Source organism: Thioalkalivibrio sp. K90mix (assembly GCF_000025545.1).
Lineage (GTDB): Bacteria > Pseudomonadota > Gammaproteobacteria > Ectothiorhodospirales > Ectothiorhodospiraceae > Thioalkalivibrio.
The window spans coordinates 1,143,628-1,169,519 of the sequence record NC_013889.1 but is presented as its reverse complement, the minus strand read 5'-3'; the positions used below and the strand labels follow the sequence as shown (position 1 = coordinate 1,169,519).

Below are 25,892 nucleotides of genomic sequence, written 5' to 3'. Positions count from 1 at the left end.
CGATGCTTTGCGCATAACGGGGTCGGACCACGGTAACCCACTGTAGGAACAGGACTTTCTTGCTTTCAAGGGCGGTTTCTGAGCCTTAAACGAAGCATTTCAGACCCGAAATGGGCCCTTCTCGGTCCCTTGGGCGCACACACCCGCGATTCGCTCAAGATCGTTATCGGAACACCCATCTTCTTCCAGGCGCCCTCGCCCTTTGGACCGGCCTGAGCTTTTGAACGCGCGCCGCGTTGTAGATCGGTATATCGGGGTCGGACCACGGTAACTCACTTTTGGTCCAAGGTGACTGGCTGTGGGAATGGTACTTTCAGGTCTTGAAGGGCCATGTGTGAGCGAGAAACGAGGTATTGTCCGCTCCCGAAATGGGGCTTGTACGGCACTTTGGGCAGTCCCAGTGGCGTCTGGATTAGACCTTGCCTTCTGCCGATGAGGTCCGATCAGAGGGGAAGGCCGTTCGGATCACAACGTGTCGTGATGGCCACCGATCGCAAGTGGTACAAGGCTTGATCGTTTAAACGGTAGATTCCGGGCACAAATTCGCGGAGCACAGGGCGAAACGCAGGCACAGGGGAGGTGCGCATGTGGATGATGGTGGGGATCGTCACGCTGATTGGCATGGCGATTTTGTTTTACCGACAGCGGCTGGAGGATCGCTGGAAGCCGGTTCGGTTGTCACCGGTGGACCCGATGACGGGGCAGCGCCGGGAGCGGCCGCCGGAGGACGCGCTGTATAACTCCAGGGACCGTCGCCACCTGGCGCCGTTCGAACGCGTGGGGTTCCACCGCGCACCGGACGTGGGGTTTCGCGCCAAGCGGCGACGGTGGTGGGACGTGGTGTTCACGGCGATCGGCCTGTCGGTTGCGTGCCGGACGGGGAACCGCGCGTTTGACCGGGCCTTTCATCTGGTCAGCGATCAGGATTCCATCTGCCGTGCGCTGAAGGGGTGTGAAAAGACGCAGAGCTTGATGCTTCAGATCCTGGAGCTCTGTCGGATTCATGGCTATCGGTTCCGACAGCTGCGTGTCTGCGACCAGCAGGTCTGGGTGGAGGTGGTTTCGCTATGGGGTCACGACAGTCTCCCGGCGCCGGAGCTGATGCGGACGTTCTTGCCAACGCTGCGCGAATTGTCGGCCGCGCTGGACGCCGAAATTCCGGAAGCTGCACGTGGACGCGGTGATCGCTTCGCGTGGAAGGCGGCGTTGATGACCGGAATCAGTACGGCATTGTTGATCACCGGCGTCGTTCACTTTGCGGGACGGATCTACGTACCGCTCCCCGGTCTGGTCGCGCCGGGAACCATGGTGCCACTGGCATTGGTATCCGGCGCGGTGATTGTGGGGGCACTGATCGCCCTTACCATCGCATGGATGGGGCGCACGTCCCGAACCCACCTGGTGGTGCTGGAACTGGTTCTGGTGGGATTCATCGGTGCGTCCATCACCAGTTTCACCCTGGCTCGGGAAGCCAACATGACGCTGGACTTCTCGCCTCCGGAACTGCACGTGGTAGAAGTGTTGGATAAGTCCTATTCGCCGGGATACCGTCACACCAGCTACTACCTGTGGCTCGAAGGCTGGGATGGAGCCGTGGACCGCAACAGAATCCGCGTTGGCAGGAGCTTGTACAACGAGGCCAACAAGGGCGGCCAGCTGCTGCTCAAGGAATACCCCGGCCTACTCGGCTTTCCCTGGGTGCGGCTGGAGGTGAGTTCTCATAACGGGGTCGGACCACGGTAACCCTCTGTAGGAACAGGACTTTCTTGCTTTCAAGGGCGGTTTCTGAGCCTTAAACGAAACATTTCACACCCGAAATGGGCCCTTCTCGGTTCCCTGGGCGCGCACACGCACGATTCGCTCAAGAGCGTTATCGGAAGAGGACATCCATCTTGTTTACATGCCGCAGCAGCCCCTCCTCCCGTAGGAGCCCAGCCCTTCGGGCGACGGGGCCCTGAATACGCTCGATCGGCGAGAGGGCTCGCCTCCTACAGTGGGTAAGCTCCAGCCTCGGTGACGCACAGGCGCAAGCGCTTTGGGGCGGTATCGCCGTTTCGCTGAGGGCTGGATTCCGGCGCAGATCGCTAATGGATCGAGGCAGTACCAAAAAACTCAACCATGCGTGGAAGGGTTGTCTATAGTTCACAAGACACATTCCAAGAGGACTTCGAATCACATGGCCGATGCTTCCGGCAGCACCCCGCAGGCGAAGTCCTCTCCAACTCCATCCGATAACACCACCAGCCGGGAGTTTGTCCGGGGCCTGCCACGGATGGTCGCCGACCTGGCCGACCGGTGGTACATGATCCGGCAGCGGGGCTGCCGCCATGTGGACCTGGGGGAGATCCGCGCGCTGACCCGGGTGATCGCCGGAGGGCTGGCCGGGACGGCGCTGAAGGAGGCGCTGAACACGGCGCGGCGCATTGACGAGCGCGTGGCCCAGCACCTGCAGAGCCCGCTGCCTCCCAGCTCCAACGAACAGGAGACCATTGGCGCTCTGATCCTGCGCCTGCAGGGGACGCTTCCGGATGATCTCGCCGCGTCGGAGGGGCACCCGGCGGCTCCGGAGGCCGACAGTGTGCCGACTCCGGTTCCCGACCGGCTGCGGGTCCAGTTACTCGGGCCCGCAGGCGCGCCGCGGGACGAACTGGCATTGCAACTGGTGGCCTGCGGCTTCCGCGTGGACGCCTTTGCCAACCTGCAAGAGGCGGCTCATGTCGAATCGACGGCAACGCCTCATGCACGCGTCGTCCTGTCAGCGCCACCGGGTCCGCCGACACCGGACGATGAGACCCACCTGCCCAACATCCTGGTTCTGCACGGAGCCCAAAGTGGAGAACAGCCGAAGACGCTGGACGACTGGGACGCGGTCCTGACCATGCCCACGATTCCCTCCGAAATGGCCGCGACACTGGAGGGCCTGGTGGACTCCAGCCCGTGGGACCCGCTGCGGATCATGCTCGTCACCACCGGGCAGTCGGTCTCCCCGACCCGCGCCCTGCAGGAGTCCCCGGCGCTCGACATCCAGCGTCTCTCGCCGGTGGACGACGTGCCTGGCCAAGCGCTGGAGAGCCTGCCCGAGGCCATTGTGATCGACGTGGACATCGCGGCCGACCAGGCCGCGGCCCTGTCCCGCTCCCTGGATCAGGATCCGTCGCTGTTCGACATCCCGCGTGTTCTGCTGACGCCACCAGAAGGCCCTGGAGCCGAGCCGAGCCCTCGGCTTGCGCACATACCGCCGGAGGCGGCGCCCGCGCGTGTCCGTGCAGAGGCGCGCCTCTGCCGCCGACGTCGTCGGGCCGGGCGCGCCCCCGGCACCCTGCGCTCCGGCGATCTGGCACCTCTGCTCGCCCACTGGCGCGCGGGGCTGGCGACTCAGCCCGGGATGGTCGCCCTCGCCTGTATCGAATGGGACGAGGCCTCGAGTCTGATCCGGGAACAGGGGGTAGCCGGTTTCTCGCTGCTTCAGCGGCGTCTGCTGGGACGAATCTCGTCGGGCCTGGCCGCGGGCGAGCGCGTCACCCGATTCAGCGAGAACGCAATCCTGGTGCTGCTCAACCGCGTCGACGCGGAAGCCCTGTCGGACTGGGGTGATGCCCTTTATGCGAAGGTCCCGGCGCCGCATGGTGCCCCGAGCCACGCGCCGTCCCCGGGTTTGAGCATCGGTATCACGGCACTGGCCGACCTTCCCGCGGCGGATGCGGTGGATCAGTCTTTGGCGCTTTGCGCGCAGGCCCGCCGAGAGGGCGGCAACCGTATCCAGCTGGATCCGGCGCTGGTCACACCGGAGTGCGGTGCCGCACAGCAGCAGCACTGGCGCCAGGTGATCACCCGGGCGATTCACGAGCAGCGCCTCTTTCTGGTGTATCAGCCCATCGCCAATATCGCCGGCTCTGATAACGCCGAGCGTTACGAGGTCCTGCTCCGGATTCGCGATCCGGAAGGGCATGTCCAGCTCCCCGGCCCGTTCGTGAACATGGCCGCGCATCTGGACCTCGATCGAGCGCTGGACCGCTGGGTACTGACCAACGCGGTGGACATCCTGGCGGCCCGACTGCGCACCCATCCCGATTCGGTGTTCTTCGTCAAACTCTCGCGGGGATCACTGCGCGATCCGGAACTGGTCGGCTGGCTGGGTCGCATCCTGGCTGATGCGGCCCTGCCGCCTCGGGCACTGGTGCTGCAACTGGCGGAGGAAGACATCGTGGCGGATCCGGAGCAGGCCGAACGGGTCACCGGGGCGTTGCGCGATATCCAGGTGGGAGTGGCCGTGGAACACTTCGGTCTTGCCAGCGACCAACCGACCCAACTCCTGCGCAGCCTGCGACCGGACTACGTGAAGGTCGCCCGTCCTCTGACCCACGGCCTGCACGATGCCGCCGACAAGCTCGCACGCCTGGAGCCACTGCTGAACATTGCCCGCGCCAGCGGCGCCCGCACCATGGCGGCTTATGTCGAGGACGTGGATGGCCTCGCCCTGCTCTGGCAATCCCAGGTCGATCTGGTCCAGGGCAACTTCCTGCGCCAGCCCGATGAAGAGCTGCGCTACGACATCGAGTTCTAGCGGACGGTGCGGTGGTGCCTTCAGTCGCAGGAGGGCCCGGGGCCTACCTTCGGATTAAGCAGGCCGGAGCGGTACCCGAAGAGGTCACCCCATCCTGTTCACATACCGCCACAACCCCTTTTTCTTGTAGGAGCCCAGCCCCCTGGGCGATGGGACGCAGGACATGCCCGATCGGCGAGAGGGCTCGCCTTCTACAGTGGATAGAGCCCCGCCTCGCCAATGAACCGGCGTGCCGCATGCCGCACAAGCCCCCTTCTCCGGTAGGAGCCCAGCCCCCTGGGCGACGGGGCGCTGGATATGCCCGATCGGCGAGAGGGCTCGCCTCCTACAGTGGATAGAGCGCGGCCTCGCCAATGAACCGGCGTGCCGCATGCTGCACAAGCCCCCTTCTCCGGTAGGAGCCCAGCCCCCTGGGCGATGGGGCGCTGGATATGCCCGATCGGCGAGAGGGCTCGCCTCCTACAGTGGGTAGGGTCCAGCGTTGTGCTGGTCTAATGTTGGTGGACACCTCGATCGGTGGAATGATTGGGATCTGATCGAGGAGACGATATGGGACGCAGGAATTTTGATCCGGAGTATAAGCTTCGGGTTGCCCGGATGGTGGTGGACGAGGGCCAGGGTGTGCCGCAGGTGGTGCGGGATACGGGGGTCGGCGAGACGGCGGTCCGGCGCTGGGTCGAGCAGCTCAAGGCGGATCGATCCGGCGAGGCGGGTGATGGTCGCCCCCTGACGCCGGAGCAACGCCGGATCCGGGAGCTGGAGGAAGAGAACCGCCGACTGCGAGAGGACAAGGCCCTACTAAAAAAGGCTTCGGCCTTCTTCGCCCGGGAACTGCTGTGATGGTTCGCTGCATCACGACGCTGGCGAAGAAGGCTCCGGTGAAGCGGGTGTGTGATCTGCTGGAGGTGAACCGGTCGGGCTACTACGCGGCGCAGACGCGCCGCCGGCGGCCGCGCCAGCCGTGTGCACTGGAGGCACGGGTCAAGGAGGCGTTCGAGCAGTCGGAATGGACCTACGGCAGCCGCCGTGTGCAGGCCGCCCTGCGTTCGGACGGTGTGACGGTGGGCCGCTACCGGGTCCGCCGTCTGATGCGGGAACAGGGCCTGCGCCCGGTCTGGAAGCGGGCGTTCGTCGTGACCACCCAGCGGGATGCGACCGCGCCGGTGGTGGAAAACCACCTGGACCGGCAGTTCCAGCCATCGCGCCCGAACGCGGCCTGGGTGACGGATATCACCTACATCCGGACCCGCACCGGCTGGACGTATCTGGCGGCGGTGCTGGACCTGTTCAACCGCAAGGTGGTGGGCTGGTCCATGAGCCGAAGGCTGGATGCCGAGTTGGCCTGCAGTGCGCTACGCATGGCGCTGCAGAGCCGGCAACCCGAGCCCGGTCTGCTGGTCCACTCCGACCAGGGCTGTCAGTACACCAGCGACGCCTGGCGGCGTGTGCTGGCGCAGCACGGCGCCCGGGCCAGCATGAGCCGGCGGGGTAACTGCTGGGACAATGCGGTGGCCGAGCGCTTCTTCCTGAACCTGAAGATGGAGCGGGTCTGGCGGCGGGACTACGCCAACCATGGCGAGGCCACCCGGGACATCACCGACTACATCGTCGGCTTCTACAACGAGCGCCGAATGCACTCGACCTTGGGCTACCTGTCGCCCAACGCCTACGAGCGAAAATGGACAGCCGAACCTCCTATCGAGGTGTCCGAAATCGCTTGACCACTACACGTCGGCGGCGAGCCGGCGTGCTTTCAGGCGGAGCTGGCGGGTCGGGCAATGGCAAGGACGGATGCACGCGTCCCGTGACTCGCGAGCGTGGTGAACTCGTCGATCACAAACCCCGCCCTCGCCACCTGCTCCCGAAACGATTCTTCGTAGGTCACGCGGCCGAAGTCGATGGTCGTGATGCGTCTGAGCAGGGGTTTGAAGCGTTCCATCCAGCGGGAGGGGCGAGTCTGGAAGGTCTGGGTGAAAAACACCTTCCCCTCCGGCTTCAGCAAGCCGCGGCAGTGGCGCAGCGCGCCGTCGGGGTCCGGCAGGAGCATGAAGCTGGCGGAGAAATAGATCGCGTCGTACGGGCCGCCCGTGTGGTCGTAGATGGACTCGAGGCAGGCCTCGGCGCAATCGGCCAGGGGCGAGTCGCGCAGGGCTTGCCGGGCGTGCTTGATGTAGTCGGCATCGATATCGATCCCCGTGATGACGAGCCCCTTCGCGCGCGCCGTCTCGGCATTGGCGAGCAGCGCGCCGGCGGTGCCGATGCCCACGTCCAGCAGGGCCGCCCCTTCCGGCAGCCGCCGCATGACCTCGGCATACCACTGCGAGGTCAGGCGCAGGATCAGCAGGTTGTAGATAGCGCTGCGCATAGGAGATTCGTCACTGGGATCGGCCGGTAGCGGGCCTACCATACCGGAGCCGGCGCACCGGCTCGAAGCCAGGGTTTCTTGCCAGCCCGGAATACTGTTTATATAAACAGTATATGGATCCCACTACCCCCGAACCGCCGGAGTACGCCGAGCTTATGGCGGTCAGCAACTTCTCGTTCCTGCGCGGGGCTTCGCACCCGGAGGAGCTGGTGGAGCGGGCCCGGGCGCTGGGCTATCGCGCGCTGGCGCTGACCGATATCGCCTCGCTGGCCGGCGTGGTGCGCGCGCACGCGGCGGCGAAGGAATGTGGCTTGCACCTGATCCTGGGGGCGACCTTCCAGCTCGCGGACGGCCCCGCTCTGACCCTGCTGGTACGCAATGCGGCGGGCTACGCCGCGCTGTGCCGCCTGATCACTCAGGCGCGCGGGGCAGCGGACAAGGGGCATTACCACCTGACCCGGGCGGACCTCGACGTCCTGCCCGCCGAGGCGCGGGCTGGCTGGCACGTCCTGCTGCGTATCGAACCCGAGCCCGCAGAACCGGCGCTCGCCGAAGCCGTCCGCTGGCTGGCCGGATGGGCCACGCCGGGTCAGGCCCATCTGGCGGTCAGCCAGTTGCGTACGCCGGAGGATGCCACGCTCGCAACCCGCGCACGACAGCTCGCCGAGGCGACGAGACTCCCGATCGTCGCCTGCGGCGACGTGCACATGCACAGCCGGGGCCGGCGTGCGTTGCAGGACGTGCTCACCGCTCTGCGCCAGCGCACCACGGTCGCCGAGGCGGCCCCGGCGCGCTTCCCCAACGGCGAGCGCTGCCTGCGCCCGCGCGACGACCTGGCCACGTTGTATCCCGCCCCCTGGCTCGCGGCCAGTGTGCGGATCGCGCGGGACTGCGACTTTTCGCTGGATGCGGTCACCTACCGCTACCCGACCGATCCCCTGCCCCGGGACACGAGCCCGGCCGCCTACCTGCGCGAGGAAACCCTCAAGGGGGCACGGGGGCGCTGGCCCGACGGCATCCCGCCGAAGGTGACGGAGCAGATCGAGCGCGAGCTCGGGATCATCGCGCAGCTTGGCTACGAGCCCTACTTTCTGACGGTCTACGACATCGTGCGCTTTGCCCGCGGCCGCGGGATCCTGTGCCAGGGGCGCGGCTCGGCGGCGAATTCTGCCGTGTGCTATGCCCTCGGCATTACGGCGGTGGACCCCTCGCGCTCCAGCATGCTGTTCGAGCGCTTCATCTCCGCCGAGCGCGGCGAGCCACCGGATATCGACGTCGACTTCGAGCACGAGCGCCGCGAGGAGGTCATCCAGTACATCTACCAGCGCTACGGCCGCGAGCGCGCGGCGCTGGCCTGTACCGTGATCCGCTACCGCCGCCGCAGCGCCCTGCGCGACGTCGGCCGCGCCCTGGGCATCTCGCGCGCACGACTGGATGCGCTGACCGCCAACCTCGCCTGGTGGGACGACGGCATCCCCGCCGAGCGGCTGCGCGAGGTCGGGCTGGACCCGGATGGCGCCCTGGCCCGGCAGTGGCAGGCCCTGACCGCCGAGCTGCTGGGCTTTCCCCGCCACCTGTCGCAGCACACCGGCGGCTTCGTGATCGCCGAGGGCCGGCTGGACGAGCTGGTGCCGATCGAGAACGCGGCAATGCCGGAGCGCTCGGTGATCCAGTGGGACAAGGACGACCTGGATGCCGTGGGCCTGTTGAAGATCGACGTGCTGGCACTGGGCATGCTCTCCTGCGTGCGCCGCGCGCTGGAGCTAATGGCCCAGCACCGGGGCCGCGACTGGGGCCTGGCCGACGTCCCCGCCGAGGACCCGGCGGTCTATCGCATGCTGCAGAAGGCCGACACCCTGGGCATATTCCAGATCGAGTCGCGCGCGCAGATGAGCATGCTGCCCCGCCTGAAACCGGCAAACTTCTACGACCTGGTGATCGAGATCGCCATCGTGCGCCCCGGCCCGATCCAGGGCGAGATGGTGCACCCGTACCTGAAGCGCCGCGCCCACCCGGAGCGGGTAAGCTACCCGAACGCAGAGGTGAAGCGCGTACTCGGGCGCACCCTGGGCGTGCCGATCTTCCAGGAACAGGTGATCGAGCTGGCGATGGTCGCGGCCGGCTTCTCCGCTGGCGAGGCGGACGGGCTGCGCCGCGCGATCGGGGCCTGGCGCCGCACCGGCCAGCTCGCGCGCTACCGCGAACGCTTGATGGACGGGATGCGGCAACGCGGCTATCCGGAGAAATTCGCCGAGCAGCTGTACAAGCAGATCCTCGGCTTTGGCGAGTACGGCTTTCCCGAGTCCCACTCGGCCAGCTTTGCGCTGATCACCTGGGTCTCGTCCTGGCTCAAGTGCCATGAACCGGCGATCTTCGCCTGCGCCCTGCTGAACAGCCAGCCGATGGGCTTCTACGCCCCGGCGCAGATCGTCGCCGATGCGCGCCGCCACGGCGTGGAGGTGCGCCCGGTGGATGTGCGCTGCAGTGACTGGGACTGCACGGTGGAGCCCGTAGCCGGAAGCGACGCGCTGGCCCTGCGCCTGGGCCTGAACCGGGTCGGCGGGCTCGCGCAGGCCGTGGCCGAGCGTGTCGTCGCCGCGCGCGCCGAACGCCCGTTCGCGGACGTACCGGATCTGGTCGCCCGCGCTGCACTCACCCGCGCCCAGGCCAACCGCCTGGCCCGCGCCGACGCCCTGAAGGGGCTGGCCGGCAACCGCCACCAGGCGCGCTGGGCGACCGAGGCGGTGGAGGAACCCCTGCCCCTGTTCGCCGACGCCCCGGCCGAGACGGTGCGCGAGGCCGACGTAACCCCGCTGCTGCCGGGCCCGGATGCGGTGGACGACCTGGTGCAGGACTATGCCACCCAGGGCCTGAGCCTGGGCCCGCACCCGCTGGCGCTGATGCGCCCGTTCCTGGAGCAAAGACGTTTACCCACCGCCGCCCGGCTACTGGAACGCCCCGGGCACCCCGGCGCCCGCTATGCCGGCCTCGTGATCACCCGCCAGCGGCCCGGCTCGGCCCATGGCACGGTATTCCTGACACTGGAGGACGAAAGCGGCACGCTGAACCTGATCGTCTGGCCGGACCGGGTGGAGCGCTTTCGCGCCGAGGTCCTGCACGGCCGCCTGCTGGAGGCCCACGGCGAGTGGCAGTACAGCGAGGGGGTCGGCCACTTGATCGTGCAGCGCCTGATCGACCGCAGCGACTGGCTGGGCGAGCTGACCACCCGCTCCCGCGACTTCGGCTAGCTCGAGGGATCGCCTCTCGGGCGGTATTCAGACGCGGCCGTAGAGGTCCTCCAGCCGCACGATGTCGTCCTCGCCCAGATAGCTGCCGGACTGGATCTCGATCAGCTCCAGCGGGATCGCGCCCGGGTTTTCCAGCGAGTGGATCTGCCCGATCGGCACATAGGTGGACTGGTTCTCCGTTACCAGATAGGTCTCTTCGCCGTTGCGCACTCGCGCGGTGCCGCTGACGACCACCCAGTGCTCCGCGCGGTGGTGATGCATCTGCAGCGAGAGCTTCGCCCCGGGTTTCACGGTAATGCGCTTGACCTGATAGCGCCGCCCGACGTCCACACACTCGTAGCAGCCCCAGGGGCGATACACCGCCGGGTGGTCCACATGCTCGCTGCGGTTGTCCGATTTCAGCCGCTCGACGATGCGCTTGACGTCCTGCACGCGATCACGGTCCGCCACCAGTACCGCATCACGCGTGGCGACCACCGCGAGGTTGCGCAAGCCGATCCCCGCGACCAGCAGGCCATCGGCATCGACCACACAGCCCTCGCTGTCCTCCAGCAGGCAATCGCCGCGCAGGGTATTGCCCTGCTCGTCGGTGCCGCGTACCCCGGCCAGCGCGGACCAGGAGCCAATGTCACTCCAGCCCGCAGCCAGGGGCGTAACCGCCGCGCGGTCGGTGCGCTCCATTACGGCATAGTCCACCGAGATGTTCGGGGCCCGGGCAAACGACTCCGGGTCCACGCGCAGGAAATCGAGGTCCTCGCGCGCGCCCTCCAGCGCGGACTGACAGGCCGTCACGATCTCGGGCTCGAAGCGCTCCAGCTCCTGCAGATACTGCGAGGCGCGGAACACGAACATGCCGCTGTTCCAGAGATAGCCCCCCTGGCTCAGGTACTCGCTTGCGGTGGCGGCATCGGGCTTTTCGACAAAACGCGCGACCCGCGCACCGGCCTCGCCCAGCGACTCGCCCTGCTGGATATAGCCGTAGCCGGTCTCGGGCGTCACGGGCACGATCCCGAAGGTGACCAGATAGCCGGCCTCCGCCAGCGCCACGGTGCGGCCCACGGCAGCCTGGAAGGCATCGCCATCGCCGATGTGGTGATCGGCGGCCAGGACCAGCAGCAAAGGGTCACGCCCCTCTGCCCGGGCCTGCAGTGCCGCCAGGGCAATTGCCGGGGCCGTGTTGCGCCCCTCCGGCTCCAGCAGGATGCGCGCCTGCTCGACACCAATCGCCCGCAGTTGTTCGGCGGCCAGAAAGCGATGCTCGACGTTGGCCAGCACCAGCGGTGGCGCCGTGTGCAGGCCCTCCAGTCGGGTGACGGTCTGCTGCAGCAGTGTCTGGTCGCCGGTCAGGGGCAGGAACTGCTTGGGGTAGTGGCTGCGCGACACCGGCCACAGCCGCGTGCCGGTCCCGCCCGCCAGGATCACCGGCTGCAGTTGGTTCTGGATATCGGCAGGCGCCATCGTTGTTATCCCCGTATCAGGCGGGAAAGCTCTTCCACGCGGCGCTCCAGCAGGGCTGGATCGGCACGGGTCTCGACGTTCAGCCGCAGCAGCGGCTCGGTATTGGAGCTGCGCAGGTTAAAGCGCCAGTCCGAGAATTCGAGGCTGACCCCATCGGTCCGATCCTCCACCCCGCCCTGCCCGGCAAAGGCCTTCAGTACGCGGTCGGTGGCCATCGCAACATCCGCGACCTCGAAGTTCAGCTCGCCGCTGCAGGGGTAGCGGGCCATGCGCTCCGCCACCATGTCGCCCAGCGGCTGGCCACGCCGCCCCATCAGTTCGGCCACTCGCAGCCAGGGCAGCATCCCGCTGTCGCAGTAGTAGAAGTCGCGGAAGTAGTGGTGGGCACTCATCTCGCCGCCGTAGATGGCATCCTCATGACGCAGCCGCTCCTTCATGAACGCATGCCCGGTTTTCGACTGTATCGGCTCGCCACCCGCGGCTCGCACCATCTCGATGGTGTTCCAGGTCAGGCGTGGATCGTGGACGATCCGCTCGCCGGGTTGTCCGGCTTCCAGACAGGCCTGCGCCAGAAGCCCCACGATGTAGTAACCCTCGATGAAATTCCCCGCCGCATCGAAGAAGAAGCAGCGGTCGAAATCGCCATCCCAGGCCACCCCCAGATCCGCCCCATGCCGGCGCACGGCATCCGCCGTCGCCGCGCGGTTCTGCGGCAACAGCGGGTTGGGGATGCCATTGGGGAAATGTCCGTCCGGCTCGAAATTCACGTGGATCAGCTCGAACGGCAGATGCGGTTCCAGTGCCTCCAGCACCGGGCCCGCACCACCATTGCCCGGGTTCACGACTACGCGCAGCTTCGGCAGGGCCTCGCGGTCGACCGATGCGAGCAGTCTGGCAATGTAGTCCGGCCGGTGGTCCAGCGGATGCACCTGGCCCTGCGGCATGGGGCGGAAGTCGCCGCGCTCCGCGCATGCCCGGATCGCCTGCAGCCCGGAGTCGCCACTGATCGGACGTGCCTCGCTGCGCACGAGCTTGAGTCCGTTGTAATCCAGCGGATTGTGGCTGGCGGTAACCATCACCCCGCCGCCGGCCCCGTAGTGCGCAGTCGCAAAGTAGACCTCTTCGGTCCCGCACAGGCCGATGTCGGCCACATCGCTGCCGCCAGCGGTCAGTCCTTCGGTCAGGGCCTGGGCCAGTGCCGGGCTGGACAGGCGGATATCGTGCCCCACTACCGTGCGGCCAGGACGGACCTCTTCGGCAAAGGCGCGTCCGATGGCGTATACCACCTCGGGGTTGAGTTGATCCGGCACGCGGCCGCGTACGTCATACGCCTTGAAACAATCGATCTTCATGCAGTTCCCTTCCGGCCCCCTCCGACTCCCGGCCCCGCCGGCAGCGCGCAATCCTTTCTCCTCATGATACATAGCAGAGCCGCGGCATGATGCGACGGGCATTACAACGAGCCGAGTGCCGTTACTTGACGATCAAGCGTCATACCCCCGACCATGGTGGGTTTATCAAACGAGGAGAAGCCGATGAGTGAGCCGCAAGTGAAGACCGAGGAGAAGAAGCAGCATTTCGACGATATCTACGTCGCCGAGACCCCTGTGCCGTTCAAGGAGCGCATCATCGACGCGCTCGATTACATCTCCGACGACTTCAACCGGCAAACCTTCGACCGGCTGATTCTCCCCTGGGCGCAGCAGCAGGCGGAAGCAGGCAAGACCCTGAACTACGTCGACCTGTGCTGCTGCTTTGGCAACACCACCATGGCGGCCGTGCACGGTATGGATGTCGAGGCAATCCGCGCCAACTGGGCCGATGAGCAGGCCTGCAAGATGGTCGCCGCCCCGCGCCGCCTGCCCATCAGGACCACCGGGATCGACATCTCCGGCAACGCCCTGGCCTACGGCAAGAGCGCGGGTCTGTTCGACCAGACCTTCGAGGCCGACTTGAACCAGGCCGACGCCGAGACGCGCAACGCGATCGAGCAGTCGATGGAAGAGGCGGACATCGTCATCTCCACCGCGTCGCTGGTTTATCTGGACCCGCCGGCCATCGAAAGCCTGGTGGACGCCTTCGCACGCGGCAAGGGCGAAGGCTACATGCTGGTGAATTTTCTCAACCCCTTCGCACTAGAAAAAGCGGACGCCACCAAGCGTTTGTTGCTGAATCGTCTGGACTTTGTCGGCAGTACCGCGACCCGTCACCGTCGTCTTTCCCCGCTGGAGCAGGAAAACTACCCCGGCGAAGACTGGGCCCTGCTGGAAATCTGGGTGCTGCGTCGCCGCGGATAAGCCGTTTCCGGCGCGTCCGCGCACGCATGAAAAAGGCCGGCGTCTGCCGGCCTTTTTTGTGTCTGAAGAATCGGCTGCCCTACAGGGCCACGACCCGATCACGCCCTGCCTGCTTCGCCTGGTACATGGCCTCGTCCGCGCGCCGCGCGAGGAGCTTCGCGCTGTCGCCGGAGGCGAGTTCGGCGACCCCGAAGCTCGCCGTCACACCGGGCACCCCGGGCACGCTCATGGTGGAGACGGCCTGGCGCAGTTTCTCGGCCAGGGCCGTCGCCCCGACCAGTCGCGTCTCGGGCACCACGATGATGAACTCCTCGCCACCCCAGCGACCCAGGGTGTCCGCGTCGCGCAGCTCCGCGCTCACCGTTTGCGCCAGCGCCTTGAGGACCTCGTCACCCGCCTCGTGCCCGTACTGATCATTTACGGCCTTGAAGTGATCCAGATCGAACATGATCAGGCTCAGCGGACGACCATAGCGCTGGCTGCGCTCGATCTCCGCCTCCAGCGTGTTCCCGAGGCTTAGCCGATTCGCGACGCCGGTCAGCCAGTCGGTATGCGCCACCCGGCGAATCTCGTCTTCCATGCGCAGCCGGTCGGTCACATCCTTGCCCAGGGCGACGTAATGCGAGATTTTGCCGTGGTCATCGAGCACCGGGGTGATGGTCTGCTCCAGGTGGATCAGGGAACCATCGCGGCGCCGATTCAGGAATTCGCCCCGGAAGCTCTCGCCGCGCTCCAGTGCCCGCCACATCCCTTGATAGAACGCGTCATCCTGGCGGCCCGACTTGAAGCGCCGGGGATTCTCGCCCAGCACCTCGCTGCGCGAGTAGCCCATCAGCTCCTCGAACGCGGCATTGACGTAGGTGATCGTGCCTTCAGGATCAGTAATCAGCACCGGGTCCCCGGACACTTCAACCGCCGTCGACAACAGCCTTAGCTGCTCATCGCGTGCCCGTTCGTCCGTCACGTCCTGTTGCAGGGACACATAGTGGGTGACCCGCTCGGGCGCCTCCTCGGCATACACGGGGGAGATATACGAGCGCACCACGTACGTGCTGCCATCCTTGCGATAGTTGATGACCTCGCCATCGAAGGTCTCGCCTGCACTGAGTGCAGCGCGCAGGCGGTCGAGGATTACCCGTGATGTCCGCGGGCCCTGCAGCAGGCGCGGGGTCTCGCCCAGCACCTCGTCCGCCGCGTATCCCGTCATCTGCTCGAATCCAGCATTCACGTAGACAATGCGCGGCCCGTCGTCGAGGTCCGCGTCCGTGATCAGGACGGAGTGGCGCGACTGGTCGATGGCTGCATCCAGCAGCCGGAGTTTCTCGAACCCCTCGATGTACGCGACAGTGGCCACGGGACTCCTTTGAAGTGGATTAGCCTGGGACCGGTACTACCGGTCCGAGTGTCCCGCGGCGTGGAGGTTCATTCCATATCCGCCATTTCGAGAATCGATCCCACGATATCGCTGGTGGTGACGATTCCTTCCAGGGTATTGCCCCGCAGCACGACCAGGCGCCGGATGCCCTGATTGACCATCAGCCGGGCCACGTACTTCACATCCATCTCGGCCGGTACGGTGATCACCGGCTTCGCACAGACATCATAGACATTGGAGAGGTCGATATCGCCCTCCTCCGCGACGATGGTCTTCAGGATTGTCGTGTAGGTGATGATGCCGTAGGCGTCGTGCTCGTGCTGCTTGTCCACCACCAGGGACTTGACGTTGTGCCGCCGCATCAACTGCATCGCCTCGCGCAAGGGCGCGAGCGGCGACACGGTAATCACATTGGACTTCAGGATGTCGCTTACCAGCATGCTCGAGTCCTCCTCAGATTTCTTCCTTAACGTGTTCCTGGAACTGCTCGATCTGCTTGCGTCCGATCCCGGCCAAGTGGGCAATATCCACGGTGAATGCAACGCCGCGCGGGTCGCCCTCGAGTTCCAGGTCCTGGCTGACGGCCTTGAGCACGTTCAGCGCGACCTTCTTCTCCAGCACCCACATCAATACGGACTGGCTGCCCTCATAGGTCATCCCCAGAAACGTCTTGCGCGCCTCCGCTCCGATGCCGCGGGCATCCATGATGGTCACACCACCGGCACCCGCGACCTTCGCAGTTTCGATGGCGCGCTGTTCCAGATCGTCCGGAAGCACGGCGATCAGTGCCGAAAATCTCATGGCGAATCCTCCTGTTGCGCGCGGCCCCTGCCGGTCCAGCGCTCGTAGATATCCACCACGATGGCGTAGACCATCACGGTGACGATGGGGAAGATCGAGGCAAAGGCAATCAGGCCGAAGCCGTCGATCAGGACATTGCGGTCTTCCAGGTGGGTAGCCAGGCCGATGCCGAGGGCCGTCACCAGGGGCACGGTCACCTCGGAGGTTGTGACCCCACCCAGGTCGAAGGCCAGCGCCACGATCTGCTTGGGCGCGAGAACCGTCAGCACGATCACCAGCAGGTAACCACCCATGATGTAGTGATGGATCGAATCCCCGGCCAGGATGCGGTGGACACCGATGGTGATGCCGATGGCCACGCCCAGCGCGACCAGGATGCGGATTACATTGCCGCGCAATGAACCGCGCGCGGCTTCCTCGGCCTTCTGGCCAATCGCGATCAATGCCGGCTCCGCCATCGTGGTCGCGAAGCCGATGGAGAACGCGAACAGATAGACCCACAGGAACAGTTCGTTCGTGATCAGCTGCTCGGCCATGCTCTCGCCGATCGGGAACAGGCCCAGCTTGAGCCCCACCACGAAGGCGTACAGGCCCAGCACCACCAGCACGAACCCGAAAATGACCCGGGGCAGATACGGGATGCGCTTGCGCAGCACGAAGTACTGGAACACCACGATCACCGCGATGATCGGTGCCACATCGCGCAGCATCAGCAAGAGGTCCATGCCCATCGCGGACAGCCAGTGTTCCTCGCCCGCGCCCGGCAGATCCGTGTCCGCATCCATGGCCGCGGTCTCGCCATTGCCCGGGGCATCGACCTCCGCCCCGGCAAACACGATGATCCCGTACAGCTGCACCGTGATCATCGGCACCATCACCGCCAGTGCCACCAGGCCAAAGCCATCGCGCAGCGGGTTTCGCCCGCTGATCGAGGCCGCCAGGCCCAGGCCCAGCGCCGCCACCAGCGGCACGGTGACGATATTGGTGGTCACCCCGCCCGAGTCGTAGGCCAGCCCGACGATCTCTTCGGGGGCAAAAAAGGTGACCAGCACCACCAGCACGTAGCCCGTCAGAATGTACCAGTGCAGCGGGTGTCCCATGACGGTGCGCAGGATGCCCAGCGCCACCACGGCACCCACCGACAGCGCGACGATCAGGCGCAGAACGAGGCCCTTGATGCGCCCCTCGCTGATCAGCTCCGCCTGCTCGGCCACCGCGATCAGGGCCGGTTCCGCGATCACCGTGGCGAAGCCGAGGGTGAAGCCGAACGCCATCAGCAACAGCAACGAGCCGCGCCGGGCCAGGGCATTCGAAAGGTTCTTCCCGATGGGGAAGATCCCCATCTCCAGGCCCTGCAGGAACAGCGCCACGCCAAAGACCACGATGGTCAGCCCGACCACCATGGGCAGCAGCCCTTCCGGCACCGTGCGCAGCACCAGCGCCTGGAACACCGCGACCACGATCACGATGGGCGCCAGATTGCGCGCCGCATGGCCCAGCGTGTGGAGAAAGTTCATGCGCTCCCTTGCCGAGGCATGGCCCCGGAATCAATTCCCCGCGCGGCGGTCGCAGGCAGTATGGAATCCCTGCAGATACCCTATCGCGCCGTGGTCATCGGTGCCACGGGCGGGCTCGGCGCCGCGTTCGTCGAACACCTCGAAAACGACCCGAACTGCGAACGGGTAGTGGGACTTGGCCGCCACAGCGAGCCGCCCGTGGATCTCCTCGACGAAGCCAGCATCGAACACGCCGCCGGCTGGCTGCGCGAGCAGGCGCCCGAGTGGGACCTGATTCTGGACGCCACCGGCATCCTGACCCTCAACGGCCACGGGCCGGAGAAGCGCTTGCGCGACCTGGACCCGGCGATTATGGCGCGCTCATTCGCCATCAACGCCATCGGCCCGGCCCTGCTGTTCAAGCACCTGGCACCTTTGGTGCCGCGTCAGCGCAAGGGCATCCTGGCCACTCTATCGGCCCGAGTCGGCTCCATCGAGGACAATCAGTTGGGCGGATGGGTGAGCTACCGCGCCTCCAAGGCCGCGCTCAACCAGATCGTCCGCACGACGGCGCTGGAGCTGCGGTTCAGCCATCGCCAGGCCACGGTGATCGCCCTGCAGCCCGGGACCTGTGCAACCCGCCTGTCGGAGCCCTATCGGGCCCGTGCCCCCGAGGTGCTCGCGCCGGAATACGCAACCGGCGAACTCCTGAAGGTACTGGATCGTCTGGACGCGTCGAACTCCGGGGAATTCTACGACTTCGAGGGTCAGCAGCTGCCGTTCTAGAAACCGATGCCGCGCATGATCTGCATCAACAAGCGCTAATGCGAGGCGGGCAATAGTACCTCCGAACATTCACATTGTCGGAGGAACCGAACATGCGCCGTACCCTGACCTTTCGTGCCCTTGCCCTGGCCGGCCTGCTGGCCCCGGCGGCCCTGATCCCGGCCCATGCGACCGCCTCCAGCGCGGATGTCTCCGCCGGCGACTGGCTGCTGCGCGGCGGCCTGATCTACATCTCGCCCAAGTCCGACAACGGCGAACTGACCCCGGCCGATCTGAGCGTGGACGTCGGTTCCAGCACACGCCCGACCGGCACCGTGACCTACATGTTCACCGACAACCTGGGCCTGGAATTGCTGGTCGGGATCCCGTTCAAGCACGACATCGCACTGGAAGGTCTGGGCAACGTCGGCTACACCCGCCACCTGCCGCCGACCCTGAGCCTGCAGTACCACTTCAACACCGGATCGGCGTTCCGCCCGTACCTGGGGGCCGGCGTGAACTACACCCACTTCTTTGACACGACCACTCGCGGTGCACTATCCGACAGCCGCCTGCGCCTCGACGATTCCTGGGGTGTCGCCCTCCAGGCCGGCATCGACATCGCGCTGGACGACAACTGGTTCCTGAACACCGAGGTGCGCTGGATCGACATCGAGAGCACGGCCCGCCTGAACGGCCAGCGTATCGGCACGGTCGAGGTCGACCCGTGGACCTTCGGGATGAACGTCGGCTACCGCTTCTGAACCGACCTAGCCGAGCCCTGCCACGAGGCCGAGGACCCGCTGCATGCGGTCCTCGGCCTCGTTCTTTTGCAGGCCCCGCTCGGCGGGGACACCCCAGACCGGGCCCGGCCAGGCCGGATCGCCCGGCTGACGCGCGACATGGTGCAGGTGCAGCTGCCCGACAATATTGCCCAGCTTGGCCACATTCAGGGTCTGCGGCTCGAAGGCCGCCTGCATCGCCCTCGCCAGCGCCGTGGACTCGCGCGCCAGAACAGCCGCATCGTCGGAATCAAGCTCATGCAGCTCGCGCAGGCCTGCACGACGCGGGACCAGGATGAACCACGGGATTGCCGCGTGATCCATCAGCAGCAGCGTCGACAGGGGCCAGTCCGCGACGAACCAGGTGTCCGCGCGCAGGCGCGCATCCAGCGCGAACGCCTCCTTCATTGCAGTTCCTTCCAGATCCCCGGCGTGGCCCAGTGCCCGGTGCTGCGCTGGTCCCCTTCCAGCAGGACATAGCTGTAGTGCGCCCGGTGGCGCAGCTCGCCCGCCAGTGCGCGGCGTTGCTGCGCATCGGGACCCGCAATCACGACCACATCCTCGCCGGGCACGGCCCAGGCGGCGGCGTCCGGGGACTCGGGCAGATCGCTGTCGATCGCCGCCGGCGATTCCGGCCAGTCGCGGGCGCGGAGCCAGTCGCGCACCGATTTGGGTTCGCCCAGTACGATGCGGGTCCCTTCCACGTTCTGGCTCTGTTCGGCTGCGCGCCCCAGCCAGGGCGCGACCTCGACCGGCCGCGCCGAACCCAGCGCGATCACCTGCGTGTCCGGGTCCAGTGCGGCGCGGCGCAGGATCGCCGGGGATTCGTCTTCGGCCAGATGGCGAAACAGCCGCCAGTCCGGGTCCGCGGCGACGCGCAACGGCTCGGCATCCAGCTCCACCACGAACGACTTTTCGCTCTCGGCCAGTGCCAGCCAGAACGTCTCCGACCCCTGTTCGCTCTCGACCACAAGCGGTACCCGCAGATCCCAGGGTTTGTCATCGCCGGACTGACGCAACGTGCCCGACAGCGTCCACCCGTTCTCGTCCTGGTCGACGGCGAGATCGGCCAGCTCGAGCCCCGGCGCGCCGCGCCGCTCGATCCACTGGCGGAAGAACGGCTCCAGATCCTCGTCGGTAGCGGAATCGAAGGCCGCGATCAGCGCATTCCAGTCTGCCTCGCGCCCTTTCCAGTCGCTGTAGAGCGTGCGAGCACCCTCCAGAAACGCGTCACGCCCGACCCAGTCTTCCAGCATCCGCCAGATCATCGCACCACGGTGATAGCCGGCGATGCGCAGCGCGCCCTGGTTGCCGCCCTGGTACTCGCCATGTGCGCGATCTTCGTCCGCCGGGAGCGCCGCATAGTCGCGCAGCCACTGCCCCCGCTCCTCGCGGCCCTCGCCTGCCTCCCGCTTGAACTGGTAATCCGCCATGTAGGTGGTCAGGCCTTCCGACCAGTTCCCGCCCGAACGGTCGACGTAGACCCCCGTACCCCACCACATGTGCAGGACCTCGTGCCCCAGCGAGGTATGCGGGATGAACGGGAGCGGGATCACCTGTTCGCCCAGCAGGGTAAAGCCGGAGAACGCCAGTCCGACCGGTTGCGGCGAGGCCGCAACGGTCAGGCTCTTGAACGGATACGGCCCGATCTCGGATTCGAAGCGCTCGATGTACTCGGCGGTCTTCTCGCGGTAGGCCTCGCCAAAGGCCTCGTGCAGCGACTGCGGGAACAGGGTACGCACCTGCCACCCATCGCCCTCGATCACGCCCAACTCCCAAATGCCGGAGGCGAGCGCCAAATGGCGCGCAGCGGGGTGTTCGTAAAGGGCTTGATAGCGCTCGCCCACGCGCGTGTCATCGATCAGCGAGCCGGAGACCACGGCCTTCTGGCCACCGTCCACCGTCAGTTGAATCCGCATGGGAACGGGCTCGTCCTCCAGCGCGGGATACCAGCCGGCTCCAGCCGGCAGGAACCCGGCCTCCTCGCCCAGGAATCCCGATCCCGGCCGCGCCTGGTCAGGCTGCGACAACCGCGCGCCATACTCGACGACCAGGAGGCCGGTACCCCGCTTCGTCAGGGCATCGCCCAGCTCCAGCCACCCCGACTCGGTCAACTCGTATTCGATGGAATCGCCATCCAGCGTTACGGCGTCGATCCCCATGGCGGGATCAAGGCGCAATCGGCTCGGCGGGCTCCGGTCCAGGAGCTCCAGGTCCAGCACCAGACGCCCGTCGAAGCTCGATTCGCCCGGGTGCAGGTGCACGTTCAGGCCGATCGGGAAGTCGGAATCGAGTTCGGCGTAGTCGTTACCGGCCGCCGAAGCGACCACGAAGCCCAGCGACGCCAGAAGGCCAATCGAGATCCACCATGCCGCGCGCATATTGCCCCCTCGTTTACTCGGCGTACGGGAATCGGGCTACGCGCTCTTCCGGCTGGCCGTTGCGCTCGATCTCCAGCGGCAGCCACGTCCCCGGGGTCACGCGCTGCACGATCCGTTGCAGATCCGACGGACGCTCCACTGGCTGGTCGCCGGCGCGAAGGACTCGGTCGCCCCCTTCCAGCCCGGCCGCCTCGCCCACCGAACCGGACTGGACACCCTGGATAATTACGCCGCTGTCCTCGTCGCCGCGTAGCTGCACTCCGAGGACGGGCGAGGTGCGGTCGAAGCGATCGCCATCGGCAATCCCGAACACCGCACGCGCCAGGTCCGGATCGGCCGCCGAGCAGTCCTCACGGTATTCGCGGGGCAGCAGGACCGGGGCCTGCTCAAAGCCCAGATCCGCCAGCTGATGCGGTACGCCATGGCCATACTGCAGGTGGCCGGAACCGATAATCCCGACCACCAGCGGCGGCTCGTCGGAAGCCTCCAGGATCTCGGCGATGCCGGCGGCCATCATGCGGTCCCAGGCCAACTGTGAGCCGATGAACCGATCGGAGTCGCGCTCCATGCCCGCCGGATGGCGCTCCATCACCCCCAACAGATGCTCACGGTATGCCTCCGGCGGATCAGCTGGCTGACTGACCCCGTAACGCTCATCCTCCGGTACCGCCTCCCAGCCCTCTTGCCCAAGGCGCTGTACCAACGTGCGTTCGGCGTTCAGCGCCACCAGCGGCACATCATGGACGCGGGCGAAATGCAGAATCGGCCAGTACAGCTCCGGGTCGAATCCCCAGTGGGTGTACCAGTCGCTGTCGCGCAGGAACGCCTCCGCATCCAGCTCGCCGGCCACCCACTGATCCAGCACCGGCTGCACCGAGCGCGGCAGCATCTCGAGCCCGATCACCATATCCGGACGCTGCCCGTGCAGGGCCGCCAGCGTGCCCAGCTGCCAGCGGTGATGGTCCATACGATCGTGGCGCTCGCCCAGGAGTACCGCATCCGCCTGCGCCAGTTCGGTAAACAGCTCCGTCCGGTCCAGCTCCTCGCCCGCAGGGGTCGCCCACTGGCCCGGGGCCGGACAGGCCGCGCCCGCCACGCCAGACAACATCGGCCCGACCAGCAGGGCGGCGATTATTACGCCAGGACCCCGCCATCGGATTCCTCTGCTTTGCATGCCATTCTCCTCTGGGGACCGGCCCGGTCCCGACCCTACTCTCCGACCCCGTGATGGCTGCCACGTTCCGCGTCCGGTAGCCTGCCATTATGGACACGTCCGAGGACACCACCACGCGCAACCGGCTCCCCCAGCGCCTGCAGGCATGGCTGGGCACGCTGCGCTCAATGGCGATCTACTGGCGTCCCGGGCGCCAGGCCGGCCTGCGCCGGCTCTATTCGGTATTCGTCCAGCCCGGCGATCTTGTGTTCGATATCGGGGCCCACATCGGTGATCGCACGCGGGCCTTCGCCGCGCTCGGGGCGCGCGTGGTCGCGCTCGAGCCACAGCCCCAGATCCTCCTGCTGCTGCGCAAGGCCACCACGAGGCTTTCCGATGTGCGGATTCGCCGCGAGGCCGCAGGCCCTGAAAATGGTACCGCGCAACTGGAGGTCAGTCGCAGCCACCCCACCGTCTCCTCCGTCTCGCGGCGTTTTACGCGCGAGATTGCCCAACGCAACCGCAGCTTTCGCAATGTGAGCTGGGACGAACAGATTGCGGTCCCAATGGTCACGCTGGACCAGCTCATCGTCGATCATGGCCTGCCAGCCTTCTGCAAGATCGACGTCGAGGGACTGGAGGCCGAGGTCCTGCGCGGCCTTAGCCAGCCGATCCCCGCCCTGTCGTTCGAGTTTGTGGCCGGCGCCGAGGAGGTCACCGAGGACTGTCTTGCGCAACTGATCGCCCTGGGGGACTACGAGTACAACCTGATCGTGGGTGAACAGCGCCGCTTCCGGTTCGACACCTGGCAGGACGCGGGGGCCATCCGCTCCTGGCTGGAGCAGCATGTGGAGCGCATCGGTTCCGGCGACATCTACGCCCGACTGCGCGGGGCTTGACCCGGGCGACGCTCGCGGACAACGCTGCCTGAATGGACACCCGCAACCTGATCCGCTGGCAGGACCTGACCACCGAGGCCGTTGCCGACCATGCCCGTCGCGACGCGGTCGTAGTGCTGCCCATGGCCGCGATCGAGCAGCATGGCGCCCACCTGCCACTGGACACGGACCTGCGCATCGGCCTGGGCCTGCTGGATGCGGCGGCGCCACTCCTCCCGAGTGACCTCGAGCCGCTGGTACTGCCGCCGATGGCGATCGCCACCAGCGCCGAACACACCCATTTCGCCGGGACGCTGAGCCTCACACCGGAGACGGCGCTGGCCCTGTTGCGCGAGATCGGGGCCGCCGTCGCCCATGCCGGCTTTCGCCGCCTGGTGCTGGCCAACAGTCACGGGGGCAATACCGCGATTATGGAGCTCGCCGCGCTGGACCTGCGCCGGGACTATGGACTGCTGGTCAGCAAGCACCATTACTTCCTGCAATACCTGCCGGACACTCTCGACATCCCCGAGCGCGAGCGTCGACATGGCCTGCACGGCGGCCTGATCGAGACGGCAATGATGCGCATGCTGGCACCGACACTCGTCCAGATGGATCGCGCGCAAGACGCCCGTTCGTTGGGCGAGGACCTCGAGGACACGACCCGGCGCCTGGGCCCCACCGGCGAAACCGCATTCGCCTGGATGGCGGACGACCTCAACCCCGGCGGCGTGGTGGGAGCCGCGGATCGCGCCACTCCCGAGCTGGGTCAGGTGCTGATCGACCACTACGCCAAGGGGCTGGCCCAGGCGATCACCGATACCGCCGCCTTCCCGATCGAACGTCTGGCCCGCTGACGACCCCACTTACGCTTTCTGGCGGGCGTAACGCTCTTCCAGTGCCCCATACAGCGCGCGCAGCCCCATCGCCTCGCCGCCCTTGGGGCGGCCCGGCCGGGCGCGGACGTTGAACGCCATGATGTCGAAATGCAGCCAGGGCACGTCTTCCGGCACGAACTCCTTCAGGAACAGCCCCGCCGTGATCGCGCCGGCATAGCCGCCGGTCGAGCTGTTCACGATATCGGCCACATCGCTGTCCAGCATGTAGCGGTACGGGGCATGCAGCGGCAGCGGGCAGACCGGGTCGTCCCAGGCCCTGGCCGGGGCTTCCAGTGACTTCGCCCAGGCATCATCGCTGGCAAAGACGGCGCTGATCTCCGTGCCGACTGCGACGCGGGCCGCGCCGGTCAGGGTGGCGAAGTCCACCAGCAGGTCCGGGTGGAAGCTCCCGGCCCGGTCCAGCAGGTCCGCGAGTACCAGCCGTCCTTCCGCGTCGGTATTGTCCACCTCGATCGTCTTGCCGTTGCGCGCGGTCAGCACATCGCCGGGGCGGAACGCACGCGAACCCACCGCGTTCTCCACCGCGCCGATCAGTACCGTCAGCCGCACCGGCAGTTCCGTCGCCATAATCAGGCGCGCGAGGCCCAGGACGATCGCGGCCCCGCCCATGTCCTTTTTCATCTGGCGCATGGAGTTACCCGGCTTCAGGTTCAGGCCTCCGGAATCGAAACAGACGCCCTTGCCCACCAGCACCACGGACGGGGCACCCGCCGGGCCCCAGGTCAGTTCAATCACGCGCGGGCCATGCGCGCTCGCCTCGCCCACCGCATACACGCAGGGGTACGACTTCTCCAGCGCATCACTGTCGCTGACTACGTGCAGGCTGCAGCCAAAGGTTTCGGCCAGCTCGCGCGCGGTCAGGGCCAGATTGGCCGGCATCATGTCGGCGGCCGGCGTGTTGATCAGGTCCCGGGTCATGGCAATGGACTCGATATAGGCCTGCACCCGCTTGCGGTCCACTGCTTCGGGCCAGACCAGCCGCGGCGCCGGCCGATCCTCGGCCGCGCGGTAGCGGTCGAAGCGGTAACACCCCAGGCCCCAGCCGATCGCCGCCTGCTCCTGGGTCGCCGGCTCCAGCCCGTCCGTCTCAAGACGATAGAGCCCGGTGGCCAGGGTCTCGGCGGCTGCGGCCAGCATCCACAGCGGCGTCCCGGCATCGAACCCCACCAGGACCGCGGCCACCCGTCCCTGTTCGCCCGGCACGCGCAGAACCTGACCGTCCTTGCCCTCGAAGCGGGCCGCCTCGGCCCACGCGCGCCAGGTCGGCGGTGCCGCCTCGAGATGGGCTTCCAGGGTGTCGGTGGTAACGGGTACCAGATCGATGGCATCGTCGGCGGCGTCAACAAAGACAGAATCCACGCGGCTTTCCTCCCGGTTCGGCCAAAACGGCCATAATAACGTCCGTCGGCCGCCCCGGCCGGTACACCCAC

20 protein-coding genes are annotated in these 25,892 nt (G+C 66.7%); 9 read left to right on the top strand and 11 right to left on the bottom strand.

Features of this window, described 5'->3' with window-relative positions; genetic code table 11:
• Positions 1-585: 585 nt before the first annotated feature.
• From TK90_RS05530 to TK90_RS05515, 3 genes are all read left to right on the top strand, one after another.
• Positions 586-1,743: a hypothetical protein gene (locus TK90_RS05530; RefSeq protein WP_012982504.1), complete on the top strand. Its 1,158-nt coding sequence runs from the start codon at positions 586-588 to the stop codon at positions 1,741-1,743.
• Between the two features lie 529 nt (positions 1,744-2,272).
• Positions 2,273-4,564: an EAL domain-containing protein gene (locus tag TK90_RS05525; protein ID WP_041444204.1), complete on the top strand. Its 2,292-nt coding sequence runs from the start codon at positions 2,273-2,275 to the stop codon at positions 4,562-4,564.
• 549 nt (positions 4,565-5,113) lie between these two features.
• Positions 5,114-6,285 (top strand): IS3 family transposase gene (locus TK90_RS05515; RefSeq protein WP_148216244.1). Its coding sequence is split into 2 segments (ribosomal slippage): positions 5,114-5,372 and positions 5,372-6,285, totalling 1,173 coding nucleotides; the frame shifts between segments, so codons are not numbered across the junction.
• A 32-nt stretch (positions 6,286-6,317) separates the two neighbouring features.
• Here the strand turns inward: TK90_RS05515 and TK90_RS05510 are convergent.
• On the bottom strand, positions 6,318-6,929 hold the full coding sequence (locus TK90_RS05510) for a bifunctional 2-polyprenyl-6-hydroxyphenol methylase/3-demethylubiquinol 3-O-methyltransferase UbiG (protein ID WP_012982502.1): 612 nt from the start codon (positions 6,927-6,929) through the stop codon (positions 6,318-6,320).
• 113 nt (positions 6,930-7,042) lie between these two features.
• On the opposite strand from TK90_RS05510, the gene TK90_RS05505 reads away from it, so the two are divergent.
• The gene (locus TK90_RS05505) at positions 7,043-10,177 is read left to right on the top strand and encodes an error-prone DNA polymerase (protein WP_012982501.1); all 3,135 of its coding nucleotides are present in this window, start codon (positions 7,043-7,045) and stop codon (positions 10,175-10,177) included.
• A 27-nt stretch (positions 10,178-10,204) separates the two neighbouring features.
• Here TK90_RS05505 and TK90_RS05500 read toward each other — a convergent pair whose 3' ends face one another.
• Together TK90_RS05500 and TK90_RS05495 are read right to left on the bottom strand one after the other, a co-directional pair.
• Complete coding sequence (locus TK90_RS05500) at positions 10,205-11,635, bottom strand: mannose-1-phosphate guanylyltransferase/mannose-6-phosphate isomerase (protein WP_012982500.1); 1,431 nt, start codon at positions 11,633-11,635, stop codon at positions 10,205-10,207.
• A gap of 5 nt (positions 11,636-11,640) precedes the next feature.
• On the bottom strand, positions 11,641-12,987 hold the full coding sequence (locus TK90_RS05495; protein WP_012982499.1) for a phosphomannomutase/phosphoglucomutase: 1,347 nt from the start codon (positions 12,985-12,987) through the stop codon (positions 11,641-11,643).
• Positions 12,988-13,170: 183 nt separating this feature from the next.
• On the opposite strand from TK90_RS05495, the gene TK90_RS05490 reads away from it, so the two are divergent.
• The gene (locus tag TK90_RS05490) at positions 13,171-13,932 is read left to right on the top strand and encodes a class I SAM-dependent methyltransferase (RefSeq protein ID WP_012982498.1); all 762 of its coding nucleotides are present in this window, start codon (positions 13,171-13,173) and stop codon (positions 13,930-13,932) included.
• A gap of 79 nt (positions 13,933-14,011) precedes the next feature.
• Here the strand turns inward: TK90_RS05490 and TK90_RS05485 are convergent, their stop codons facing one another.
• From TK90_RS05485 to TK90_RS05470, 4 genes are all read right to left on the bottom strand, one after another.
• Positions 14,012-15,286 carry a diguanylate cyclase gene (locus TK90_RS05485; RefSeq protein ID WP_012982497.1) on the bottom strand — a complete coding sequence of 425 codons (1,275 nt, stop codon included), beginning with the start codon at positions 15,284-15,286 and terminating at the stop codon, positions 14,012-14,014.
• A 68-nt stretch (positions 15,287-15,354) separates the two neighbouring features.
• A complete protein-coding gene (locus tag TK90_RS05480) occupies positions 15,355-15,747 on the bottom strand; it encodes a CBS domain-containing protein (RefSeq protein WP_012982496.1) in 393 nt (130 codons plus the stop codon).
• A 13-nt stretch (positions 15,748-15,760) separates the two neighbouring features.
• The gene (locus tag TK90_RS05475; RefSeq protein ID WP_012982495.1) at positions 15,761-16,108 is read right to left on the bottom strand and encodes a P-II family nitrogen regulator; all 348 of its coding nucleotides are present in this window, start codon (positions 16,106-16,108) and stop codon (positions 15,761-15,763) included.
• Positions 16,105-17,625: a DUF1538 domain-containing protein gene (locus TK90_RS05470; RefSeq protein ID WP_012982494.1), complete on the bottom strand. Its 1,521-nt coding sequence runs from the start codon at positions 17,623-17,625 to the stop codon at positions 16,105-16,107. The genes TK90_RS05475 and TK90_RS05470 overlap by 4 nt, the downstream gene beginning before the upstream one ends.
• 60 nt (positions 17,626-17,685) lie before the next feature.
• Here TK90_RS05470 and TK90_RS05465 point away from each other — a divergent pair, with 60 nt between their 5' ends.
• Both TK90_RS05465 and TK90_RS05460 read left to right on the top strand, forming a co-directional pair.
• Positions 17,686-18,390 carry an SDR family NAD(P)-dependent oxidoreductase gene (locus tag TK90_RS05465; RefSeq protein ID WP_012982493.1) on the top strand — a complete coding sequence of 235 codons (705 nt, stop codon included), beginning with the start codon at positions 17,686-17,688 and terminating at the stop codon, positions 18,388-18,390.
• 92 nt (positions 18,391-18,482) lie between these two features.
• Positions 18,483-19,133 (top strand): OmpW family protein, encoded by a 651-nt coding sequence (locus TK90_RS05460; RefSeq protein WP_012982492.1) that lies wholly within the window; start codon positions 18,483-18,485, stop codon positions 19,131-19,133.
• A gap of 6 nt (positions 19,134-19,139) precedes the next feature.
• Here the strand turns inward: TK90_RS05460 and TK90_RS05455 are convergent, their stop codons facing one another.
• The 3 genes from TK90_RS05455 to TK90_RS05445 are packed head-to-tail and all read right to left on the bottom strand — an operon-like array spanning position 19,140 to position 22,706.
• On the bottom strand, positions 19,140-19,559 hold the full coding sequence (locus TK90_RS05455) for an HIT domain-containing protein (RefSeq protein WP_012982491.1): 420 nt from the start codon (positions 19,557-19,559) through the stop codon (positions 19,140-19,142).
• Positions 19,556-21,532 (bottom strand): M1 family metallopeptidase, encoded by a 1,977-nt coding sequence (locus TK90_RS05450; RefSeq protein ID WP_012982490.1) that lies wholly within the window; start codon positions 21,530-21,532, stop codon positions 19,556-19,558. The genes TK90_RS05455 and TK90_RS05450 overlap by 4 nt, the downstream gene beginning before the upstream one ends.
• 13 nt (positions 21,533-21,545) lie before the next feature.
• On the bottom strand, positions 21,546-22,706 hold the full coding sequence (locus TK90_RS05445) for a ChaN family lipoprotein (RefSeq protein ID WP_012982489.1): 1,161 nt from the start codon (positions 22,704-22,706) through the stop codon (positions 21,546-21,548).
• Positions 22,707-22,795: 89 nt separating this feature from the next.
• Here TK90_RS05445 and TK90_RS05440 point away from each other — a divergent pair, with 89 nt between their 5' ends.
• Both TK90_RS05440 and TK90_RS05435 read left to right on the top strand, forming a co-directional pair.
• The gene (locus tag TK90_RS05440; protein ID WP_012982488.1) at positions 22,796-23,584 is read left to right on the top strand and encodes an FkbM family methyltransferase; all 789 of its coding nucleotides are present in this window, start codon (positions 22,796-22,798) and stop codon (positions 23,582-23,584) included.
• A 32-nt stretch (positions 23,585-23,616) separates the two neighbouring features.
• Positions 23,617-24,420, top strand: coding sequence for a creatininase family protein (locus TK90_RS05435; RefSeq protein WP_012982487.1), 804 nt, complete (start codon positions 23,617-23,619; stop codon positions 24,418-24,420).
• Between the two features lie 9 nt (positions 24,421-24,429).
• Here the strand turns inward: TK90_RS05435 and TK90_RS05430 are convergent, their stop codons facing one another.
• Positions 24,430-25,821: a M17 family metallopeptidase gene (locus tag TK90_RS05430; RefSeq protein WP_012982486.1), complete on the bottom strand. Its 1,392-nt coding sequence runs from the start codon at positions 25,819-25,821 to the stop codon at positions 24,430-24,432.
• Between the last annotated feature and the right edge of the window lie 71 nt (positions 25,822-25,892).

Excerpts from the sequence above, each read along its gene's own strand:
- TK90_RS05530 (WP_012982504.1), top strand. The coding sequence starts at position 586 with ATGTGGATGATGGTGGGGATCGTCACGCTGATTGGCATGGCGATTTTG.
- TK90_RS05525 (WP_041444204.1), top strand. The coding sequence starts at position 2,273 with ATGGTCGCCGACCTGGCCGACCGGTGGTACATGATCCGGCAGCGGGGC.
- TK90_RS05510 (WP_012982502.1), bottom strand. The coding sequence starts at position 6,929 with ATGCGCAGCGCTATCTACAACCTGCTGATCCTGCGCCTGACCTCGCAG.
- TK90_RS05505 (WP_012982501.1), top strand. The coding sequence starts at position 7,043 with ATGGATCCCACTACCCCCGAACCGCCGGAGTACGCCGAGCTTATGGCG.
- TK90_RS05500 (WP_012982500.1), bottom strand. The coding sequence starts at position 11,635 with ATGGCGCCTGCCGATATCCAGAACCAACTGCAGCCGGTGATCCTGGCG.
- TK90_RS05495 (WP_012982499.1), bottom strand. The coding sequence starts at position 12,987 with ATGAAGATCGATTGTTTCAAGGCGTATGACGTACGCGGCCGCGTGCCG.
- TK90_RS05490 (WP_012982498.1), top strand. The coding sequence starts at position 13,171 with ATGAGTGAGCCGCAAGTGAAGACCGAGGAGAAGAAGCAGCATTTCGAC.
- TK90_RS05480 (WP_012982496.1), bottom strand. The coding sequence starts at position 15,747 with ATGCTGGTAAGCGACATCCTGAAGTCCAATGTGATTACCGTGTCGCCG.
- TK90_RS05475 (WP_012982495.1), bottom strand. The coding sequence starts at position 16,108 with ATGAGATTTTCGGCACTGATCGCCGTGCTTCCGGACGATCTGGAACAG.
- TK90_RS05470 (WP_012982494.1), bottom strand. The coding sequence starts at position 17,625 with ATGAACTTTCTCCACACGCTGGGCCATGCGGCGCGCAATCTGGCGCCC.
- TK90_RS05465 (WP_012982493.1), top strand. The coding sequence starts at position 17,686 with ATGGAATCCCTGCAGATACCCTATCGCGCCGTGGTCATCGGTGCCACG.
- TK90_RS05460 (WP_012982492.1), top strand. The coding sequence starts at position 18,483 with ATGCGCCGTACCCTGACCTTTCGTGCCCTTGCCCTGGCCGGCCTGCTG.
- TK90_RS05455 (WP_012982491.1), bottom strand. The coding sequence starts at position 19,559 with ATGAAGGAGGCGTTCGCGCTGGATGCGCGCCTGCGCGCGGACACCTGG.
- TK90_RS05450 (WP_012982490.1), bottom strand. The coding sequence starts at position 21,532 with ATGCGCGCGGCATGGTGGATCTCGATTGGCCTTCTGGCGTCGCTGGGC.
- TK90_RS05445 (WP_012982489.1), bottom strand. The coding sequence starts at position 22,706 with ATGCAAAGCAGAGGAATCCGATGGCGGGGTCCTGGCGTAATAATCGCC.
- TK90_RS05440 (WP_012982488.1), top strand. The coding sequence starts at position 22,796 with ATGGACACGTCCGAGGACACCACCACGCGCAACCGGCTCCCCCAGCGC.
- TK90_RS05435 (WP_012982487.1), top strand. The coding sequence starts at position 23,617 with ATGGACACCCGCAACCTGATCCGCTGGCAGGACCTGACCACCGAGGCC.